The organism is Streptomyces sp. NPDC002044 (assembly GCF_040296725.1).
GTDB lineage: Bacteria > Actinomycetota > Actinomycetes > Streptomycetales > Streptomycetaceae > Streptomyces > Streptomyces antarcticus.
Map to the genome: position 1 here is coordinate 1 of NZ_JBEOXU010000123.1, position 18,668 is coordinate 18,668.

Genomic DNA, 18,668 nt, shown 5'->3' on the forward strand with positions numbered 1-18,668 from the left:
TACAAGGTCAACGGCACGTCCAGCGTGGTCTGCGGCAACGTCAAGACCGCCAACGCCAACGTCTACATCGTCGACACCGTCCTGATGCCCAAGTAGCACCACCCGGTGCCCGGACCGGCACACGCCCGCGGGCCGGGACTTCCGTCGGAGTCCCGGCCCGCGGGCGTGCGGTCACGGCATCAGCCCTGGTTCAGCGGCAGCGCGATGTCGGTGACCTGCTGCCGGGCCGGGAACGTACCGCGCCCGGTCGCCTTGCCGTTCAGCACGTTGATCTCGTACAGGCCGTACGAGCCGCCGGCGCCGATCGTGGCGAAGCCCTTGTTCACCCCGGTCTTGACGGAGTAGTAGATGTCGAAGCCGGCGTTCGGCGCGGCGTTGACGCCGAGGTTGCCGGTGGGCGCGAGGGTGCCCGCGTTGGCCGGGGACTGCAGCGAGATCCGGTCTGCCGCGGTGTCCAGGTCGAACAGGGTGGTGGCCGTGGCGGCGTTCAGGTCGTTGTTCGTGTACGCGGCTCCGGTGACGCCGGTCGCGGTGGACGGCGGCATGGTCGGGTTGGTCAGGGTGCCGTCGACGGTGGTGCCGAGCGGGGCCGCGGCGTCGTCGATGTTGTGGCGCAGGTTCTGCCCGGTGTCGGAGATGACCCGCAGCCGGTTCGCGGCCGGGTTGAAGTCGACGCCGAACTGCGCCCCCGACAGGGCGACGGTGAGCTGGGAGACCTTCACGGCCTTGGCGTTGGTGGTGCTGAGGGTGTAGACGCCGCCGCGGTCGCCGACGCCGTACAGCTTCTCGTTCTGGACGCGGAAGTCGATGCCCACCAGCTTGGTGTCGCCCCGCAGGCCGGACACCTTGCCGATCGGGAAGGTCTTGGACGGCCTGTCGACGTCGAACTCCACCAGCCGCTGGTCGGCCGTCAGACCGACGGCCCGCAGGTCGGTGTGCGCCATGGCCGGCGCGGCCTCGCGGGTGCTTCCGGTGTCGGCCGTCGCGAGGGCGGGGGCCGCGCAGACGGCGGCGAGGACGGCGGAGACGGCGATGACGGTGCTGCGAGTAAGCATGTTCACCTTTCGGAGACGTGCGTACCCCCGCCCGGAATCGGACGAGGTCTCACAGGCTTCGGAGCGGGCCCGCCCCCGGATGTGGACCGCCGCCCGAGTCCACTCCAACGGCCCAGCCGGGCGGTGCCGTCCGGCTGCCGGTCTACGCGGTGCCGGCGGAGCAGCCGGCCGCGGCCGGCCCACCGCTTCCACCGGAGCCGCCCGTGCCGCCGCTTCCGCCCGAGCGTCCCAAGGTCTCCCCGGTCAGCGAGAAGGAGAGTACGAGTCCGGAGCCGCCCGCGTGCGCCCCGGTGAGTTCGACCCCCGCCGGGAGGTCGTCGAGGCGGACGGTGCGGGGTGCGAGACGGTCGGTGAAAGCGGAGGCGCCCGGCAGCGAGGACACCCGGTCCACCGGTATGTCCCGGCCGAAGACCCCGATGGTGGCGGGCGTGACGGTGAGGCTGTCGGCCGTGGTCGACAGGGTCGTCTTCACGGTGACGGGCAGGCCCAGGCCCCCGGCGGACCCGGAGAGGACGAGGTTCTTCCCGTCCGACCCCACGGTCATCCCGGCGGCCGCGTCCCCGTCCCCGCCCCCGCTTCCTGCGCCGTCTCCGCCGAGACGATCCTGCAGTCCGCTGTAGGGCACGGTGGCCTCGGCGGTGCCGCCCGCGCCCGCGCCGTCGCGGGTCACGTCCTCGAGGACCGCCTCGACGGCCATCTCCGTGCCCTGCCGACGGACTCCCTCGGCCTTGACGCGGACGGTGCCGACGCTCCCGGTCAGGGCGCGCAACCCGGCGAAGGAGCTGTCCAGTTCCGCGGTGACCGGCCCCGTAGCGCCGAGGCGGCAGCTCGCGGCCGACACGACGCGCTCCTCGACCCGGCCCCGGACCACCAGGTCGGTGGCGGTGGCGGCCACGACCGCCGCGGCGAGGCAGGCGGCGGTGATGACCAACGTTTTGCGGCGGGACTTCACAGTGCGGGGCTTCACAGTGCGGGGCTTCACAGTGCGGGAGTTCCGTTCCGGGCGAGGATGGCGAAGGCCCTGGGCAGGAGCGGGGCCGCGTCTGCGGCGGTGCCGGCCTCACGGCGGGCCCGCTGGGTGCGCAGCACGGCGCGGGCGGCCGAGAGCGCGGAGCACGCGATCACCATGGCGTACAGGTCGGCGTCGGGCATGTCGGCGGGGAGCCTTCGCAGCACCAGCAGACTCAGCCGGTCCTCGAACTCGGCGAACGCCTGCGTCAGCCGGGTCCGGATCGGGCCCTGGCTCTCGGTGCCCGCCAGCGAGTGGGTCAGTCCCGTCAGGGTGCTCTGCGCGAACGGGACCGCGGCCTCCGTCAGGGCCCCGCACACCGCCTCGAGGGGGTCCTCGTCCGGCGGGCGCGCGGCCAGCGCCGCCTCGACGAACGCGAACAGATCCGCGCTGTCCGGCAGCAGCAGGGACTCCTTGCTCTCGAAGTAGCGGAAGAACGTGCGCTCCGACACGTTCGCCGCCGCCGCGATGTCGGTGACCGTGGTGCCCGCGAACCCGCGCTCGGCGAAAAGGGCGGCCGCGCACGCGCGCAGGGCGCGACGGGTCTGCTCCTTCTTGCGTTCCCGCAGGCCAGGCCGGGGGTTGTCGGGTGCCATGCCGTACACCCTCACCCATGGCGGCAGACGTGTCAATTGGCAGCAATGCCATGTGTGACCCGGTGTCTCTCGGCAGCCCTGCCACTTCGCTGGAGCCGCCGTGTCGTCCGCTGCCCTGCCCGAACCCCCGCCGCAGCACCACCCCGGACCCCCGCCGCCGGGGCGGCTCGACCGGAGCCTGCCGCGCTTCACGGTGTGAGCCAGTGCCCCGGCGGGCGCCGGTCAGGCCCCGGGACCTCCGGACGCCGAGGGGTTCCGGACGAGGGCGAGCGCGGTCCGGGAGATGAGGGCGTCGGTGGCGGGCGACGGGATGCCCGCGATGCCCGAGCGCATCAGCGCGCTGCCTTCGAGCAGGGCGATGAACGCCTCCGCCCGCGCGCGCCGGTCCGCTTCGGGCAGGCCGGGCAGGTGGAGGCGGATCTGTTCGGCGACCAGGTCCGCGTAGTGCCCGTAGAACGCCCGGACCGCCGCGGCGACCGCCTCGTCCCGGGCGGCCAGGGCCCACAGTTCGACGAACACCCGCACCAGCCCCGGGTCGTTCTGCTCGGCGAGCAGCAGCTCGATCATCCGCTCCGGTGGGACCGGCTCCGCCCCCTCGCCCCCGTCCAGGCCCGGGGCGACCTCGGCGAGGCGGTCCAGGGAGCGGCGCAGGAGACGGTCGAGGACCGCTTCGAGCAGGCGCTCGCGCGTGGGGAAGTAGTACTGGAGGTGGCCCAGGCGCACTCCGGCGGCCTCGGCCACGGCGCGCACGGACAACGCGCCGTGGCCGCCGCCGACCAGCGTGCGTTCGGCCGCGTCGAGGAGCTCGGCCCGCCGGGCGGACCCCTTGGCCGTACTCACGCGGCGGCCTCCCGTACGGGGCCCGCGACGCGACCGGCGGTGTCGCGCGCGGTGACGTCGACCCGTACGCCGGCCGCCTCCAGGGCCGCGAGCACGGTGTCCGGCAACGGGTGCGATTCCGGGAAGGCGAGGCCGGTCCGCGCGGGCGCGCCGTCGGCGCCGAGCACCCGGCGCAGCCCGAGCAGGGCTCCTACCGCGGTCAGCCGGGCCTGGCCGTGCCGGTCGGTGACGGTGGCCCGCAGGATGCCGCGCGGCCCCTCGACCTCGACGCGCAGGGTGGCGGTCCCGCCGCCCCCGGGGGCGTAGAGCAGACGCCGGCGCACGGGACGCCAGCGTTCGCCGCGCGCGCGCCGGAAGAAGCCGATGCGTCCCAGGCCGACCAGGGCGGAGGTGGCGGCGGTGCTGCTGAAGCCGATGCGGGTCGTCACGGTACGGGCCCCGAGGGTCAGGGGCAGGGTGAACTGCTCGGGCGTGTCGATCCGGGCCACTTTGGTGCGGTGGTCCCCGACGCTCAGCGTCCGCGCGCCGCTGAGCGGGGTGACCGCCTTGGCGCGGCCGTCTTCGAGCACCTCGAAGTCGACGCCGAGGCGGTCCATGAACTCCACCGAGTCGGCTCCGGCCCGGTCGGCGAGGTCGTAGCGGATGGAGGTCTCCACGCGGTCGGCCCCGCCGAGGCGCTCCGCGAGCGCGGCGGCGACCAGCGGCACCACGCCGCCCATCCAGCCCGAGGAGAGCAGGACCGGCGCGGCGGGGCCCGTACCGGGCAGGCCGAGCGAGGCCAGCGCGGCCGCGCGCTGCACCCGGGACGTCCAGCGCGTCACGTCCACGTACGGGACCCCGCCGGCGAGGGCGGCCCGCAGCACGCGGTCGTCCGGATCGTTGACGAGGCCCACCACGGCCCGCGCCGCGGCGCGGAACGGCTCGGGGCCGGAGAGGTCCCAGCGCCGGGCGTCGGCTCCCAGTTCACGGCACAGGTCCGCGGCCCTGGCGGGCGTGCGGCCCGCGAGCAGCAGGGGCCACGTACCCGCCGTCATCCGGGCCAGTTCCGCGCCCACCGTTCCGTATCCGCCGACGAGGAGCACCGGTCCGTCGGGGTCGTGCATGAGCTGATCGTGGTTCATGGGGAAGACTATAGGTCACACGACCTAGAAAATGTGCCGCCCGGCGGCAGCCGTCCGCTCCGGCCGCCCGCGCGGGCTCGTGTGGCCCTACGCCGACCCGTCCGACGCGCGTCCGCCCCGTGCCGGCCCGCCGTGCGCCGCCCCGCCGAGCCGGCACAGCGCGGCCGCCGTCAGGGCCCGGACGCCGGCCGGCAGCGCGGTACGGGCGTCGGGGGCGAAGTCCGGGGCGTGGTTGGACGGGAGGGGCGACCCCTGCGCGCGGGCCCGGGACCACGCCGCCGGGCCGACCGTGCCCAGCATCCAGTACCCGAGCCGGACCCCGGACGCCCCGTGGAGCTCCCGCCCCGCCTCGCCGAACAGCCCGAAGTCCTCGGTCGCCAGCGAAACCGGCCACGCCGCGACCCGTTCGGCGCCGAACTCCGCCCGGTGGGCCCCGCGTACCGCCCGCGTCAGAGCGCGGTCCGGAGTGACGGCCGGGGACGAGGACACCCGTACGACGTCCGGCTCCCGCGGGCAGTCCGCCGCCGCGCACTCGGCGCGCACGATCCGCTCCACCGCGCGCGCCGCGCGTTCCAGCGAGGCCCCGCTCACCGCCCGCACGGTGAGGGCCAGTTCGGCCCGGTCCGGGATCACGTTGGCCCGCTCGCCCGCGTGGAACGCGCCGACCGTCACGGCCACCTGGTCGGCAGGAGCCGTCTCCCGCGCCACCACCGACTGGAGCCGGGTCACCACGTGCGCGGCCGTCAGGACCGGGTCCACCGCCAGCTGGGGGGCGCCCGCGTGACCGCCCCGGCCGTACACCACGACCCGGTACGTCGCGCTCGCGGCGGTCATCGCCGCCGTACCCGCCCCCGCCCCCGCCCCGGCGCCGTGGGCGGGGCCGTGCGCCACCATCCCGGCCGGCAGCGGGGCCGCGTGCTGCGCCAGTACGTCGTCCGGCCGGCCGCACCGCTCGTACAGCCCGTCCGCGAGCATCGCCCGGGCGCCCTCCAACGTCTCCTCCGCCGGCTGGCCGACCACGACGAGCGTGCCCCGCCAGGTGTCCCGCGCCCGGGCGAGGAGGGTGGCGGTACCCGCCGCCGCGGCCAGGTGGAGATCGTGCCCGCAAGCGTGGGCCGCCCCGCCCCGCGCCGCGTACGGCAGGCCGGTCGTCTCGCGCAGCGGGAGCGCGTCCAGCTCGGCGCGCAGCAGGACCGTCGGCCCGTCCCCGTTGCGCAGCACCCCGGCCACGCCGTGGCCGCCGATCCCGCGCGTGGTCACGTACCCGGCGCGCTCCAGCCACCCGGAGAACAGTCCGGCGGTGCGTCCCTCCGCGCCCGACAGCTCGGGATGCCCGTGCAGATCCAGGTAGAGGATCGTCACGTCGCGCAGGTGGGCGTCCAGCCGGGCGAGCGCTGAGGGGGGTGCGGTCGTCATGGCGCCATGATCGGGGACCCGGCGCCCACGGGGACGGCGGGGCGCTGACACCGGACGTCAGCGGAGTGACAGCGGCCCGTGGGGTGAGGTGACGGCGGCGCCGGTTCTGATGGAGGAGGCCGCGGGGCGCCGGATCCCCGGCAGCCGCGGCCCCACCGTTCCGCGACCCGAAGGAGTCACCATGGAGAAGTCCCCCCTCGCCTCGCTCGCCGACGAGATCCTGGAGCTGGAGTCCGAGACGTTCGAGATCTCCGACTACTCGGACGCCAGCGAGGTCGTGCTCGCGGGCTCCACCAGCTGCAGCTCCACCTCCACCTGTTCGTCGACCACCAGCACCACCTCCTGCAGCGCCTGACCCCAGGCCCGCAGACGCCGGTTGCCCCGGGCCCCGCTCGACGTCCGAGCACGGGGGCACCGGGGCATCCGCCCGTGCCGCGACCACGCGGTCACGGGAACGGGTGCGGCACCATCCGGATCTCGGACGGCGACAGGTCCGAGTCCCGCAGCCCCGCCCGGCGCGCGGCCGTCCGCAGCCGGGGCATGAACGGCGCCCGCTGCCGCGACCAGCCGAAGTCGATCGGCAGCAGACCCGGCACCACCGCGCACACCGTGCGCAGTCCGATCCGGTGCTGCTCCGGCGTCGTCTGGTCGACGACGATCACGTCGTGCCCGGCGCGCACCAACGCGTCGACACAGCAGCGGAGATCGTCCCGCAGGTCACCGGTGTCCGGCCGCTGCCCCGCCCCGCCGGACAGCCAGGAACCGTAGACCTCGGCCAGCGGTCGCACGGCCACCGGTTTCCGGTAGGGCCGCACGTGCTCGGCCATCTCCGGCAGCCCGTACAGCTGGGCGTGGTCCTTCAGGTGCAGCACCTTTCCGAAGTCACCGACCATCGCCTCCAGCTCCGTCCGCCGCCCGGCCACCTGGCCGGGCAGGTGCGGAATGTACGTGAGCACCTCGGACAGGGCCGCCTCGACCGCGGCGGCCGGATCCAGGGCCGCGCCCGCCCCGAACGAGAACAGCCCGGGCCCGCCGTCGCGGCGCACCGCCAGGGCCGTCACGACCGGGACCGGGAGGTCGACCCGGTTGTCGAAGGCGTGGACGTCGTAGCCCTGGAGGGCCGCGCGGTCCGCCATCATGCGCGCCGCCGGCCCCGGCACCGAGGACAGCTCGATCTCGGTCAGCGGCAGTCCGCCGTACCAGCCCAGCAGGAAGGCGTCCCGCTCGATGAGTTCGAGCAGCGCCCCGAGCAGCGCCTCCTCCAGGCAGCTGCCGATGGCACAGCCGTTGGAGCACTCGAAGACGAAGTTGTCGGCGGCGAGCCCGGCGCTGTAGTGCACCAGCCGCGCCGGGACCAGTACGGGCCGTTCGTCGCGCAGCGAGTGCCCGTACACCCACGGGATCGGCCGCTCCGGGTCGAACGGCGAGACCAGCGGGTCCTCGCGGTAGGTCCGCTCCGGGTAGAGGCCGCAGGCCGCCGGATCCAGTGCCCGGTCGCCCAGCTCCGCGTACGAGGCGGTCAGCAGCCGGCCGCCGGTACGGCGGTGGGTGCCCGCGTACCGCTCCAGCCCCTCCAGATGGGCGAGGTCACGGCTGGCGGCGAAGCTGTTGGCCTGCCCGCTCCAGGTGACGTCGGTCAGCCCGGCGTACCCGCGCATGAACACGCTGCCGGCGACGGGAGCCGTCGTCGGCGAGGTCACGTTGATCCAGGTGCCGCCGCCGAGCGCGCCGGTCACCGGGTTGGCGAGCGCCGCGTACGGCATCGGGTACGAGGAGGCCGCGCGCAGCCGCTGCGCCCCCGGGTCCGGCTTCGGCCGGGCCCGCGGCGCGAACGGCACCGGGACGTCCGCCCCGCGCGGGCCGCACGCGGGGCACAGCGGGTCGGCGAGCAGCGGGTACGTGCGGACCCGCAGCGTCTCCAGGTCGAGCCGGGAGACCTGGGGCAGGGCCCGGTCGGCCTCGGCGGCCGCCGGGTCCGCGCCGGGCCGGGCGCCGGAGGCCACCCCGGCCCCCGGCGCCCGTACGGACCCGCCGAAGACCGCGCCGTGCAGGGCGTGCACCGCGTCCAGGGCGTACCGGGACAGCCCCGGCCACAGCGGTCCGGCCGCCGTGACCGGCCCGCTGCCCGTCTCCAGGGCGTCACGCTCGCTCCGGCTGCGCAGCCGCTGCCAGCGCATCGCCAGGCACTGCCCGCAGGCGGGCGCGGCGCCGTCGCCGCCCCACGGGCCGACCAGGACCGCCCGCGCGGTGAGGTGCACGGTCGCGGCCGGCCGGACCGCCGAGAACGGGTCGGCCTCCGGATGCCCGAGCGCGTCGTGCACGCCCACGGTGACCACACCGGCCCGGGGCCCGCCCAGCGCCCCTTCCAGCTGCCGCCGCGCGGCCTCCAGCGGGGTGCCGTCCGGGGCCCCGGCGGGGCGGGCGGGGTGCGTCGTCGTCGAGGAGGCCGCCGTCATGCGCGGTTGCTCCAGCGGAAGGTCTTCAGTCCGATCGCGCCGAACACCAGCGCGTACCCGAGCAGCGCCGCGCAGCCGATCCAGATCGTGCCGAGCGGACCGGATCCGGTCAGCGCCCCGGACGCGGCGTCGTTGAGGTAGCGCAGCGGCAGCACCCGGGACACCGACTGCAGCCAGGGCGGCATCATGTCCAGCGGCAGGAACGAGCCGGACAGGAACGCCATCGGCACCATCATGCAGTTGGCGATCGCCGCGACCGCCTCCGGCGTGTTGGCGTACGTACCGACGATCACGCCGATCGCCAGGAACGCCGTGATGCCGAGGACGAGCGCGGGCAGCACCAGCGGCCAGCGGCCGTCCAGTTCCAGCCCGAACAGCGGCAGCATCGCCACCCCCACGAACACCGCCGCCTGCACCACGCCGACGACCAGCGCCAGCACGTACCGCGAGGCCAGCACGGTGGTCAGCGGGGTCGGGGTGAGCCGGATCAGCCGTAGCAGGTCGTCGCGGCGCCACTGCATCAGCGTGAACGCGATCCCGAACACCGCCGCGTTGGCCACGCCCCACGACATCACGCCGGGCGCGATGTACGAGATGTACGGGCGGCCGGTCTCCTCGACCGCCTGCCCGTGGAAGATCAGGCCGAAGACGACCAGGAACAGCAAGGGGAAGGCGAAGGTGAAGAACAGGGTCGCCTTGTCCCGGACCTGCGCCCGGTAGCCGGCGGCGGTCAGGGCCGTGTACGCGCTCATGCCTGGTGCTCCGTGTGCGAGTCGTGGCCGGGGTGCGCCGCGGCGGTCAGTTCGAGGTAGACGTCTTCCAGCGTCGCCGTACGGGTCATCACGCCGTCGAGGCCGGTCAGCGCGTCGACGGCCTGGAGCACCCTGCCGGGTGAGGCGGTCTCCAGGACCAGCGAACCGCCCTGTTCGACGGCCCGGTCCACGCCCGGCAGCGCCGCGGCCTGCTCTATGCCGATCCGGCCCGCCGGCAGCAGCAGCCGGGCGGGCGCCCCCGCGGCCGTCACCAGCCGGTGCGGCGAGTCCAGGGCCGCGACGCGGCCCGCCACGAGGATGGCGACGCGGTCGCACAGCGCCTCGGCCTCGTCCAGGTGGTGGGTGGTGTAGACGATGGTGCGGCCCTCGCTCTTGAGCGCGCGCAGCACCTCCCACAGGTCACGGCGGGCCTGCGGGTCCAGGGCGGCGGTCGGCTCGTCCAGGAAGATCAGCTCGGGGGAGTGGACGAGGGCCGACGCGATGGCGAGCCGCTGCCGCTGCCCGCCGGACAGGTTCTCCACCTGTACGTCGCGCTGCTCGGTCAGCCCGACGGACTCCAGGGTCCGGTCCGCGGCCGCCGCGTCGGTCCGGTAGAGCCCGGCGACGGTGGAGAGGTGCTCGCGCGCCGTCTGGCGCACGAAGAACGCCGAGGACTGCGTCTGGACGCCCATTCGCGGCAGCAGCGCGGTGTTGCGCGGCCAGGGGCTCTGGCCGAGGACCGCGACGGAACCGGAGTCCGCCTGCCGCAGGCCCTCCATGATCTCGATCAGGGTGCTCTTGCCGGCGCCGTTGGGGCCGAGGAGGCCGAAGAACTCGCCGTGGCGGACGTCGAGCGAGACGCCGTCCACGGCCTGGCGGTCACCGTAGCGCTTGCGCACGTCGTGGACCGAGATCGCGGCTTGCGCCGCTGCCGCGCCGGGCGGCCTGGTGCTGTCGGTGTTCATCGGGGATGCGTGTCCTCTGTGTGGGTTCGGGAGGGTTCGGAACGTGGGGTCACCGGGTGGCGGCGTACCAGACGGCCCCCGCGAGAGCCGCGGCCAGGAGCAGGACCAGGACCGCGGAGCCGACGCCGTACGCCGTGTACAGCCGGCGGGCCCGCGGCGGGTACGCGGCCGCCGCCGCCCGGTCGCGCAGCCGCAGGCGCAGGTACGCCGAGGCGGCGGGCGCCAGCCGGGTGACGCGCAGCCCGTGGCCGAGCATCGTGTAGCCGTCGAGCGGGGGCAGGGGCAGCAGGTTGACGAGGGCCTGCGCGGTGCCGAGCAGCAGCAGCCCGCCCAGCACCCGCCGGGTGGGGTCGCCCCCGGGCAGCGCCGCCCACCACCCGAAGAAGGGCAGCAGGAACAGCAGGTTGGCGAAGGCCCCCGCGGCGGCCACCGCCAGCTGGTGCCGACGGCGGCGCAGATAGCGGTAGTTGTCGACCCGGCAGTACATGATCGCCACGGGCAGCCGCCAGCGCAGCCCGATCTCGCCGACCGTGCCGCCGGTGTGGCGGGCGGCGACACCGTGGGCGAACTCGTGCAGCGCGGTGCTCAGCCACATCAGGGTGGCCACGGCGAGCAGTGGTACCGGCCGCGCCAGCAACCACCCGAAGTCCCCCACGAGTTCGCCGGCGGACGCGGCGAGCACGCCCGTCATGGCCAGGCAGGCCGCGAGCAGGACGGCCAGCGGAGCCGGGTGCAGCAGCGGCCGCACGAGGTGGTGCAGCCGGGCGGTGGCCGCGTCGGCGTCCGCCACCAGCCGCAGGCTCCCGCGCACCAGGTTCCCGGCGCGCGGCGGGCCGGGCGGCGGCGCCGGCTCGGGCGCCCGCCCGCCGGCCAGCAGCCGCCGGGCCCCCAGCAGTCCGAGCAGCTGCTGCCAGTTCCGTTGGCCGAGCCGGCGCCCGAAGGCCCGCCCGTACGCGTCGCCGATCTCGGCGAGGCTGCGCGCGCCGTCGAGGCGGGACAGGAGGAAGAACTCCTTGGTCCCCACCTCGAAGGACGCCCCGGACACCGGGTCCTTGACCAGGTGCACGGTGGCCGGACCGCTGAGCAGCGGCGCCGAGAGCAGGACGTCCGCGCGCAGCGCGGGCCGCTGCGCGAGCAGCACCTGCCCGCTGCCGTCGCCCTCCCCGCCCGTGGCCGGGCCCGTCACGGGGCGTCCATCCGGTCCGTGGGCGCGGGCTCCTGCTCGCGCAGGACCCGGCCCAGCAGGTGGGACAGGTAGGCCTCGTCGCGGATCGTCACGTGCAGCCGGTTGTTCGTCATGTGCATGTACGGGGAGAGGAGCAGCGGCAGCGCCTCGGCCGGGTCCGTGACCCGCTCGTCCCGGCCGCCGTCCCAGGAGCGGAACACCAGGTCCCCGGAGACGGCCAGGGCCTCGGCGCGGTCGCGCAGCTCCCGGCAGTGCGCGGCCCATCCCGCCAGGAAGGCCGGCAGCCGGCCGGTGTCGCCCGAAGCGAGTGCCTCCCTGACCGCCGCGAAGCGCCGGGACAGCCCCGGCGCGGTCTGCCCGTACGTCCGGTCGTACTCCTGCGAGCCGATGAACCCGGTGCCGGGGAACGCCCGGTGCCAGAACGCGTAGTACCGGTCGAAATAGTCGGCGAGTTCCTCCCGGTCGGGCAGGAACACGCCCGCCATGACCATCATCAGTTGCGCCGAAGTGCCCAACAGGACCGTGCGGACATGCAGGTTCATCCGGTGCAGGGCGTCCATCACGAGATCGCTGGAGTGCGCGAAATGCCATTCGGCGAGTTCGATGCCCGCGGGGCCGCCGTACTTCCCGAATTCCGGCTCGTACGGCTCGTACGCGAAGGAATTGTTCGGCCGCAGGTTCATCCGCCCGTCGGGGCCCATGAATTCGCCCCGGTTCCCCTCCGGGAACTCGATGTCGAACAGGGTGTTGTAGAAATCGTTCAGGAATCCGGAGTCCACCTGGTAGAGCGCCGGGCGGGCCTTCAGGAATCCGCCGATCGCCGCTTCGGCACGCCGGCGCACCTCCGGTCCGGCCTCCGGCGTCGCCGGGCGCAGCCGCAGCCGCACGTGCGGCCCCTCGAGCCAGTAGTTGATGAAGAAGTGCCCGGCGAGCAGGCCGTCGGCGGTCAGCTCGGCGACCAGCGGACGCACGCAGTTCACCAGCAGCGGCTGCGGGTTGGCGGCGTAGAAGACGTGCAGGGCCTGCCAGGCTCCGCGCCGCTCGCCGGGGGTGGGGTTCAGCTCGGACATCGGGTGCCGCCTTCCGGCTGTCGGATGGTCGTGGTGAAGGTCTCGACGGCCAGTTCGGCCACGTGCGCCCCGGCCGGCGTGCGCGTGTGGAGGGAATCGGCGGCCGGGAGCATCTCGCGGAAGACGACCCGGTGGGAGGGCTCGCGCAGCAGCGTCTCGAAGGCCGCCAGCGACAGCAGGCTCGCGAAGTCGACGTAACTCGGCTTCGCCCCGCCCGCCGGGGCCCCGGCCGTGACGGTCGCGAACACCTGCTCCGGCAGGCCGTGCGCCCGCCGCCACCGCTGCCAGTCCAGGAAGTGGCCCGCCTCGGCGGCGCCCCGCACGGGCAGGGCGCCCGCCGTGGTCGTCCAGCTGCGCCGGCTCAGCACCACGTCCCCGTGGACGACCCGCGGCCGCGAGGTCACTCCGGCACGGGACGGGCCCTGCGGCACCCCCGCCCACACGTCCAGCGGCGACATGGACGACGGTGAGAACAGCAGCAGCGTCCGGGGGATCGCCGGCAGGGCCAGCGGCACCAGGTAGCCCAGGTAGACCGGGATCACCTGGCGGCCGAGCCGGCGCGAACGCAGCACCACCCGCCCCGTGTCCGGCACCTGCTCGGCGTAGAGGTCCTCCAGCACCAGCCGCCGGTCCTCCGGGAGGGTGCCGGTCTCACCGGGGCAGACGATCTCGTACTCGGTGAGCCGCCCGTGCAGGTTGAGGTTGGTGGTGACCGGCCCACCGGTGACCTCGGCGAAGACGGCGCCCTCCGGGGTCACCGCGGCCGCCGTCGCCCGCAGTTCCTCCGACAGGGGAGCCTCCCCCTCCTCGTACACGTGGGTGAACCGGCTGAACGGGAAGGACAGGCCCCCGTAGCTCCGGTTCAGCACCGTCAGCGCCGCTCCCGAGCCGGGATCACGGGCCCACTGGACGTGGTGGCAGCGGGGCGTGAACCCGGTCAGCAGACCGTCGAGTTCCCGCGCGACGCCGTCCAGATCCGCCTCGTCCAGGCGTAGTTCGGGCGCGGCCCCGTCCGCGCCCCACCGGGCGGGCGAGGGGGCGGCGGTGTCCCCGTACGCGCTCGCGTACGCCGTCCACGCCGCCCGCATCCGGGCGACGAAGGCGCGCCGGGCCGCGTCGAGGGCCCGGATGCCCGGCAGGCCCAGCCAGTTCTCCTCCGGGACGTACGCGCCGTTCTCGTCGAAGGGGGTGCGGCGCGCACTGAACGACAGGTACTGGTCGAAGAAGTCCTCGTGGAAGTCGTGGACCAGGCCCAACAGGTCCTCGCAGCGGCCGCCGGAGCCGTAGCGGGCGGCGAAGAAGCCCTCGAAGGTGATCCGCTGGGCGAGGGTGAGGTCGAAGGCGGGCAGGATCCGCTCGACCGAGCGCAGCCCGTCCCACTTCGGCGGGGCGCAGCGCACGTCCCGGCCCGCGCTCACGTCCTCGTACAGCAGAGTCTGCGGCAGCGCCGCGTCCGGTGCGCCGAGCTCCTCCTGAGCCCGCCGTAGTCCGGCCCGCAGCCCGCGCAGCAGCTCCGAGCGCTCGGCGCGGCCCGCGCGCGGATAGCGGGCCAGCGCCCCGGCGGGCGCGTCGAGGAGGTCGGCGAGCCGGTCCGCCCAGGGACGTTCCAGCGAGGTCAGGGAGCGCTGGAAGGCCCGCAGCGGATCCCCGCCGTGCGCCCCGGTGTCCAGGCGGGGCACATGGACCATGCCGAGCTGGAGCAGGGCGTCGACGTACGCCTCGCAGTCCTCGGGACGGGCGCCCCGCTCGGCGGCCAGCCAGTCGGCCAGCTCCCGGTGGCGCAGCTCGCCCCGCTCGGCGAACAGGGCCAGCAGGCGTTCCAGCGTGCCGCTGCGGCGCAGGAAGAACAGCCGGTCCTTGACGGCGTCGAAGGTGACCGCGGCCGAGTCGTCGCCGGTGGTGACCGAGCGGCGGACGTAGCGGATGCGGTCGTCCTCGCGGCCCCAGCCGGAGGCCGGGCGCAGCGGCAGGTCCCGGCGCCGCACCGGGTCGGCCAGGATCAGTTCGGCGAGCCGCGCGAGGACGACGACGTTGAGCCGGACGTGGCCGGTCCAGCCGTCCGCGAGCGGTACGGGCCCGGGCGGCAGGCCGGGGTCGAAGCGGCCGGTGGCCACCGCGGTGAAGGTGCTGAACGGGCTGGTCTTGCAGGCGGTGCGGTAGACGTACGACAGCGCCGACCGCTCGGCCTTGCGGGCCCGCCCGCCCGGTACGCCTTCGGTCCGCAGGTAGCCGTCGAGCTGCCCCTCGAGCACGGGCGAGGCCAGCAACAGCCCCTTGCGCAGCCGCTCGTCGGCCAGCAGCTCCCGCAGCGCGGCGCGGTTGCGCACGAGTTCGGCGGCGAGCAGCGGCCCGCCCCCGGCGACCAGTTCGCCCAGCCGCCGCCGGCGGCGCAGCCAGTCGGCCAGCAGCGCGGCGGCTCCCGCGGCGCCCGGTCCACCGGCGGCCGCCGTGCGGCCCCCGTCGTCCGAGCCCACGCCGGGCGCCGCGCCCGCCACGCCGCCCGCTGTTCCGTCCGCGGCCCCGCCCGCCGTGAGGGCCTCCAACGCCTTGGCCGCGGCCGCGTCGAGCGCCGGATCGGGGCCGCTGGGCAGCCGGTTGTTGTGGATCTGCCGGCGCAGCCTCAGCAGGGCGCGGCGCTGACCGGCGCCGGCGCCGTCCGGTGCCGGGTCGGTGGCGCCGACCGCCCGGTGCAGTAGTTCGCCCAGGAGCTCCGCGCCGGCCCCGAGCTCCGCCTCGGCCGCCAGTACCTCCCGTGCCCAGCGCTGGGACTCTGGGCAGCGCAGGCCGTCGACCGCGGACAGCGGCAGCCCCGCCACCCGCAGCATGAAGCGGTCGCCCGCGTGCCAGTCGGTGGTGTGCATCGTCGTGCCCCCTTCAGGCGATCTCGTGGCGGAAGTCGGCGGGCCGCGGCCGCTCGTGGCCGAGCGGCATGATGAGCAGCGGGGCCTCTCCGGAGCCGGTCAGGCCGAGCTGTTCGACATACGCGATGTTGTCGAAACCGAGGGCCACGCCCGCGCCGAGGCCGAATCCGGCGGCGCTGGTGTAGAAGGTCTGCGCGACGGCGCCCACCGTCCCGTTCACCAGCCGGTAGCCGCGGTCGCCGACGGCGTCGAGCACCGCGGTGGTGCGCAGGGCGGGAACGACCACCGCCCCGGCCTGCTCCAGGTTGTAGTTGGACAGGAAGTAGGTGCGCTGGAGGAAGCCGCCGGGCGGTCCGGGAGCCACCAGGCGCAGCGTGCGGGCCCGCGGGTCGTAGGCGTACCCGCCGGGGGCGACGCCCTCGACGTGGTTCACGAACACGTACAGGGCGGTCAGGGGCGGCCCGTCCGCGCGTTCGGCCTCCGTGCCGTACGCGGTCGCCGCGCAGTCGGCGAGGACGGCCGCGAGCTGGTCCGCCGCGATGGGCCTGGAGGCGTCGAAACGGCCGAAGCTGCTGCGCCGCGCCCGCAGCGCCGCGGCCGGGGACAGCCGAGCGGCGGCGGGGGCGGGCAGCGCGAGGGGATCGGTGCCGCGCGGCGGTACGACGGCGGCCGCGTCCAGCGCGGTCGGAGCGGGACGGTCGGCGGCGCGGCCGAGGGTGGCGGTGTGGACGCGCAGCAGGGTCTCGAACTCCACGACGCGGCGCGAGCGTTCGCCGTCGCGGTGCGCGGTGACGGCCGCGTCGCCGTACGGGACGCCGACCCCGGGATCCCGCGCCCAGGGACCCCCGGCCGGGCCGCCGCCCCGCGGGCCCTCCCAGGCCAGCGGCACCACCGCGAAGAGTCCCTCCTCCCTCGGCTCCACCCCCAGCAGCCCGGCCAGCCGCTCTTCGTCGAACCACAGCACCGGATCGATCCGCAGCCCGTACGGCCGCGCCCACAGCCGCCAGGTCTGGACGAGCGCCCCGACGTCCATGCTCACGGCGTGGAAGGAGAAGCTGTTGTACTTGAACGCGTTCTGCCAGTACTTGACCCCGAGGACCAGGTACTGGGTGGCGGCGCCCGCCGGCCCCGCGTCCGGCCCCAGCGCCTCGCGGACCACGCCGGTCACGTCGCCCGTGAGGACGCGCCTCAGCCCGTGCGCGTGCGGCCCGTAGTGGTACAGCCCGGGGGTGAGCGGGCCGTCCGCGCCCGCCGCCCAGTAGATGCTGACGGGGTAGAGCCCACCGCCGGAGGCGGTGCCCCGGGACCAGTTCGCGTGCGTGTGGTGGGGGAGGGCCGCGAGGTCGGTGTTGGCCTGGACGGCCAGCCGCCGCCCGGTCAGCCCGTAGGAGTCCAGCAGCATGCCGGACAGCAGTGGCAGCGTGAACCCCGCCGGTCCGGAGGGCCGTTGCCCCGGCCCCGGACCCGGCCCCGGCCCCGGCCCCGGCTCGGGGGAGGGCAGGGGCGGGGGCAGGGGCAGGGTCTCCGCGTCCGGGTAGAACTTCGCCTTGCGCGGCCGGTCGGCCCAGTCCGGCACGAAGTCGACGGGGTCCATCGGTATGCGGCCACGGTGCATGATCGCGTCGGCGTAGTCATGGGCGTAGCCCACGGGTCCTCCTACGTTCGGGGGCCGCCGGCGGCGGCGTCCAGGTCAGGGGAAGGGGTGCGGGGCCGGGTTCAGGTCGGCGGGCTCCAGGTCGCGCGGGCGCAGCCCGGCCTCCCGCAGCGCCGTGCGCATCCGCGGCATGCCGAGCGCCCGCTGCCGGGACCAGCCGAAGTCGATCGGCAGCAGTCCGGGCACCAGCACGCTCACCGTGTGCAGCCCCAGGGCGCGCTGCTCGGGCATCGTCTGGTCGACGACCACCACGTCGAAGCCGGCGGCGGCGACCGCCGCGACGCACCGCGCCAGGTCGCTGCGCACGTCGTGGGACGCGGCGGCGCCCCCGGCGTCGGGCCACACCAGATCGGCGACCGCGCGCGGCCGTCCGGCCCGGGGGGACCGGAGCAGGAAGTCGGCGTGCCGGCCCATCTCGGGGACCCCGTACACCAGCGGATGGTCGTGCAGGGCGGTGACCAGGTCGAAGTCGGCGGCCATCGCCCGCAGCCGGGCCTCGTCCCGTACGGTCCGGCCCGGCAGGTTCACGGCGTCGGTGGCGATCTCGCACAGCGCGGAGTGCAGCGCCGACTCCGGGTCCAGCCCGGCTCCCGCCCCGAAGCACATCCGGCCCGGCCCGCCGTCGAACCGCTCGGCGACGGCGGTGACGACGGGGACCGGGAACGTGATCCGGGTGTCGAAGAAGCGGGCCCGGTAGCCGTACAGGGCCAGCCGGTCCACCATCGCGCGGGTGGCGGTCCGGGAACTGGTCGCCGGGTCGATCTCGGGCAGCGGCTGGCGCCCGTACCAGGCGAGCAGGAACGCGTCCCGCTCCACGACCTCCATCAGTCCGAAGTAGACGGCCTCGGACAGACTCCCGCCGGAGGCACAGCCGTTGGAGCTCTCCTGCACGAACCGGTTCTCCAGACCCGGCGCGTGATAGTACGTCAGGACCTCCGGAACCAGGCGGGGCGCGCTGTCGCGCAGCGACCAGCCCCACACCCAGGGGATCTCCCGGTCCGGATCGAAGGGCCGCACCCGGGGGTTGGCCTCGTGGAACGCGTCGGAGTACAGCCCGGCCCGGCGCGGGTCGACCGCGTCGGCGCCGAACCGTCGCAGCGTCCCCCGCACGCTCGTGGTGCGCGAGCGCGCCCGCATCCCCGCGTACCGCTCCAGCCCCTCGAGGACGCCGACCTGCGCGCTGTGGCGGAACGAGTCGGTGTGCCCGCCCCAGAACGTCTCGCGCAGGTACTCCCCGGACCGCATCGAGAAGCAGCCGATGGTCGCCGAAGTGGAGGTCGAGGAGACGTCCTGCACCACGGAGGGGCCCAGCGCCCCGCACAGCGGGTTGGCGAACGCCGCCACGTCGATCCCGTACGACTCCACCGGCCGGGTACGGAACACCCCGGGCCGGTACTTGGGCGCGGGCGCGAGCTCCAGGACCGCGCCCGCGACGGTGTCCTCCCGCGGGGTCGCGCACACCGGGCACTCCGGGTCGGGGACCAGCGGGTGGCGGCGTACGGAACCGGTCCTCAGGTCCAGCAGCCGCACGTGCCGGAAGACCCCGTCCCGGGCGGGCCCCGGCGCTACCCCGGCGACCAGGGCCGCCAGCGCCACGAGGTGCGGGGCGACCTGGGCCTGGATGGAGATCACCGACATGTGGTGCGCGACCACGTCGTGGAGCTCGCGGGCGATCCGGCTGCGCTCC

General features: G+C 75.3%; 15 protein-coding genes and 1 pseudogene. 2 read left to right on the forward strand and 14 right to left on the reverse strand.

Features of this window, described 5'->3' with window-relative positions; translation table 11 throughout:
* Positions 1–96: pseudogene (locus tag ABT106_RS24705) on the forward strand (fasciclin domain-containing protein); the annotation flags it as partial.
* Positions 97–179: 83 nt separating this feature from the next.
* Here the strand turns inward: ABT106_RS24705 and ABT106_RS24710 are convergent.
* The 6 genes from ABT106_RS24710 to ABT106_RS24735 all read right to left on the reverse strand — a co-directional run bounded on the left by ABT106_RS24710 (position 180) and on the right by ABT106_RS24735 (position 6,037).
* Positions 180–1,055: a DUF4394 domain-containing protein gene (locus ABT106_RS24710; RefSeq protein ID WP_351281183.1), complete on the reverse strand. Its 876-nt coding sequence runs from the start codon at positions 1,053–1,055 to the stop codon at positions 180–182.
* Between the two features lie 142 nt (positions 1,056–1,197).
* Entirely contained in the window at positions 1,198–2,022 is an 825-nt protein-coding gene (locus ABT106_RS24715; RefSeq protein ID WP_351281186.1) for an LmeA family phospholipid-binding protein, read from the reverse strand.
* Between the two features lie 11 nt (positions 2,023–2,033).
* Complete coding sequence (locus ABT106_RS24720; RefSeq protein ID WP_351281188.1) at positions 2,034–2,660, reverse strand: TetR/AcrR family transcriptional regulator; 627 nt, start codon at positions 2,658–2,660, stop codon at positions 2,034–2,036.
* Positions 2,661–2,882: 222 nt separating this feature from the next.
* On the reverse strand, positions 2,883–3,500 hold the full coding sequence (locus ABT106_RS24725) for a TetR/AcrR family transcriptional regulator (RefSeq protein ID WP_351281190.1): 618 nt from the start codon (positions 3,498–3,500) through the stop codon (positions 2,883–2,885).
* Positions 3,497–4,621, reverse strand: coding sequence for a saccharopine dehydrogenase family protein (locus ABT106_RS24730; protein ID WP_351281192.1), 1,125 nt, complete (start codon positions 4,619–4,621; stop codon positions 3,497–3,499). The genes ABT106_RS24725 and ABT106_RS24730 overlap by 4 nt, the downstream gene beginning before the upstream one ends.
* Before the next feature lie 87 nt (positions 4,622–4,708).
* The gene (locus tag ABT106_RS24735) at positions 4,709–6,037 is read right to left on the reverse strand and encodes an amidohydrolase (protein ID WP_351281195.1); all 1,329 of its coding nucleotides are present in this window, start codon (positions 6,035–6,037) and stop codon (positions 4,709–4,711) included.
* 181 nt (positions 6,038–6,218) lie between these two features.
* Here ABT106_RS24735 and ABT106_RS24740 point away from each other — a divergent pair, with 181 nt between their 5' ends.
* The gene (locus tag ABT106_RS24740) at positions 6,219–6,392 is read left to right on the forward strand and encodes a thiazolylpeptide-type bacteriocin (RefSeq protein WP_007268044.1); all 174 of its coding nucleotides are present in this window, start codon (positions 6,219–6,221) and stop codon (positions 6,390–6,392) included.
* 91 nt (positions 6,393–6,483) lie between these two features.
* Here ABT106_RS24740 and ABT106_RS24745 read toward each other — a convergent pair whose 3' ends face one another.
* The 8 genes from ABT106_RS24745 to ABT106_RS24780 all read right to left on the reverse strand — a co-directional run.
* A complete protein-coding gene (locus tag ABT106_RS24745) occupies positions 6,484–8,493 on the reverse strand; it encodes a TOMM precursor leader peptide-binding protein (protein ID WP_351281198.1) in 2,010 nt (669 codons plus the stop codon).
* Positions 8,490–9,245, reverse strand: a complete 756-nt coding sequence (locus ABT106_RS24750; protein ID WP_351281201.1) for an ABC transporter permease — start codon at positions 9,243–9,245, stop codon at positions 8,490–8,492. The genes ABT106_RS24745 and ABT106_RS24750 overlap by 4 nt, the downstream gene beginning before the upstream one ends.
* Complete coding sequence (locus tag ABT106_RS24755; protein ID WP_351281203.1) at positions 9,242–10,210, reverse strand: ABC transporter ATP-binding protein; 969 nt, start codon at positions 10,208–10,210, stop codon at positions 9,242–9,244. Before ABT106_RS24755 ends, ABT106_RS24750 begins: the two co-directional genes overlap by 4 nt.
* A gap of 49 nt (positions 10,211–10,259) precedes the next feature.
* Positions 10,260–11,396 (reverse strand): peptidase M50, encoded by a 1,137-nt coding sequence (locus ABT106_RS24760; protein WP_351281206.1) that lies wholly within the window; start codon positions 11,394–11,396, stop codon positions 10,260–10,262.
* On the reverse strand, positions 11,393–12,466 hold the full coding sequence (locus ABT106_RS24765; protein ID WP_351281209.1) for a lantibiotic dehydratase C-terminal domain-containing protein: 1,074 nt from the start codon (positions 12,464–12,466) through the stop codon (positions 11,393–11,395). The genes ABT106_RS24760 and ABT106_RS24765 overlap by 4 nt, the downstream gene beginning before the upstream one ends.
* Positions 12,454–15,327, reverse strand: a complete 2,874-nt coding sequence (locus ABT106_RS24770; protein WP_351281211.1) for a lantibiotic dehydratase — start codon at positions 15,325–15,327, stop codon at positions 12,454–12,456. Before ABT106_RS24770 ends, ABT106_RS24765 begins: the two co-directional genes overlap by 13 nt.
* 13 nt (positions 15,328–15,340) lie before the next feature.
* Positions 15,341–16,975 (reverse strand): SagB family peptide dehydrogenase, encoded by a 1,635-nt coding sequence (locus ABT106_RS24775; RefSeq protein ID WP_351281214.1) that lies wholly within the window; start codon positions 16,973–16,975, stop codon positions 15,341–15,343.
* Between the two features lie 42 nt (positions 16,976–17,017).
* A partial coding sequence (locus tag ABT106_RS24780) for a TOMM precursor leader peptide-binding protein (RefSeq protein WP_351281216.1) occupies positions 17,018–18,668 on the reverse strand: 1,651 nt, incomplete at its 5' end.